The sequence below is a fragment of the Nonomuraea sp. NPDC002799 genome (assembly GCF_053592075.1).
Map to the genome: position 1 here is coordinate 1 of NZ_JBSFVA010000134.1, position 1,720 is coordinate 1,720.

Genomic DNA, 1,720 nt, shown 5'->3' on the forward strand with positions numbered 1-1,720 from the left:
GAGTTGTTGGGGGTCGGCGATGTCGGCGGCGGTGATGGTGATGGTGGCGCCGAGGTTGGTGAGTTCGCGGGCGAGTTCGGGGGCGCCGGGGGCGTCGGGTCCGCGTCGGCTGGTGAGTAGCAGGTGCTGGACGCCGTAGGTGGTGACGAGGTGGCGGGCCAGGAGAGCGCCGAGGGCGCCGGTGCCGCCCGTGATCAACACGGTCCCGTCCGGGGCGAGGCCGAGCGGCCGTGCCGGTACGTCGGAGACGGATACGAGCTGAGGGATGAGGACCTGGCCGTCGCGGATGGCCACCTGTGGCTCACCGGTCGCGAGTGCCGTCTCAAGGAGCGCAGACCCCTGCTCGTCGACGTCGACGAGCACGAACCGGCCCGGATGCTCGTTCTGAGCTGAGCGAACGAGCCCCCATACCGCCGCGTGCGCAAGGTTGACGCCGTCGCCGTCGCCGTCGCCTTGTCCGTGGCCGTCGCCGACCGCGACGGCCTGATGAGTGACGATGACCAGCCTGCCGGGGGCGGCCTGGTCATCGGTGAGCCGGCTCCGAAGCTGAGCCAGCGCCTCGGCGACCGAGGCGTGTGCGGCGTCCACCACATCGCCGATGGGCTGAGGCCCGAAGTCGGCGATCCGGTCGTGCACCGCCGGACTCCCGGTCACGGCCGGCGCGGCGACCGGCTGCCAGCGAAGCTGGAACAGCGCGTCTCGCACCGGGTTCCGTACGGCGGCCAGCAGGTCCGCTGTGACCGGACGGGTCAGCAAGGACTCGACAGAGGCGACGGGTGTCCCCTCGGCGTCGGTGAGCTCCATGGTGAACGAGTCCGGTGCGCCGGAGGAGATCCGCGCACGCAACGCCGCCGCGCCACGGGTGTGCAACCGGACCCCACGCCACGCGAACGGAAGGGCGAGCTGCTCTCGCCCGCGCAGAGCAAGGCTGTGCAGAACCGCGTCGAGCAGGGCGGGGTGGATCAGGTGATCGGCAGCGGACGTGGTGCCGTCCTGAACGCTCACCTCGACATAAAGGTCCTCTCCGTGCCGCGAGACGGCCTGGAGTCCTTGGAATGCCGGTCCGTAGCGGTACCCGTGCTCGGCGAGCCTGTCGTACACGTCGCTGACGTCGATCGGCTCCACATCCCCCGGCCACGGCGCGAAGGACGCCGTCTCCACCGGGGCAACGGAGGCGAGTGAACCGGCTGCGTGCCTGACCCAGACGGTTTCCGATGCCGTGTCGCCGGTACGGGAGTGGACGGCGATGGCGCGATGCCCAGCGTCGTCCGGAGCGTTCACGGAGACCTGGATCTGCACTGCTCCGGTGTCCGGAAGCGCCAGCGGAGTTTCGAGGGTGAGTTCGTCGACCAGGTCGCAGCCGGCGAGTTCGGCGGCGTGCAGAGCCATGTCGAGGAACGCGGTCCCGGCTAGCAGCGTCGTGCCCAGGACGGAGTGATCGGCCAGCCACGGATGGGTGGCCCTCGAAATCCGTCCGGCCAGGATGAGGTCGGCGGTTCCGGCCGGCTCGATGAGCGCGGTGAGTAGTGGGTGTTGGCTTGTGGTGAGTCCGGTTGAGGTGATGTCGGTGTGGGGGTTGGGGTGCAGCCAGTAGGTCTGGCGTTGGAAGGGGTAGGTGGGGAGTGGGACGGTGTGTCCGGTGTGGATGGTGGTCCAGTCGACTGTGACGCCGTGGTTGTGGGCTTGGGCGAGGGCGTTGATCAGATAGGTGTGCTGGTCT

At 69.6% G+C, this 1,720-nt stretch carries 1 protein-coding gene; it reads right to left on the reverse strand.

The window, feature by feature from the left end; genetic code table 11:
• Window positions 1-1,720, reverse strand: a 1,720-nt coding sequence (locus ACWD0F_RS52060) for a polyketide synthase dehydratase domain-containing protein (RefSeq protein ID WP_449890580.1), incomplete at both ends; no start/stop codon positions are given.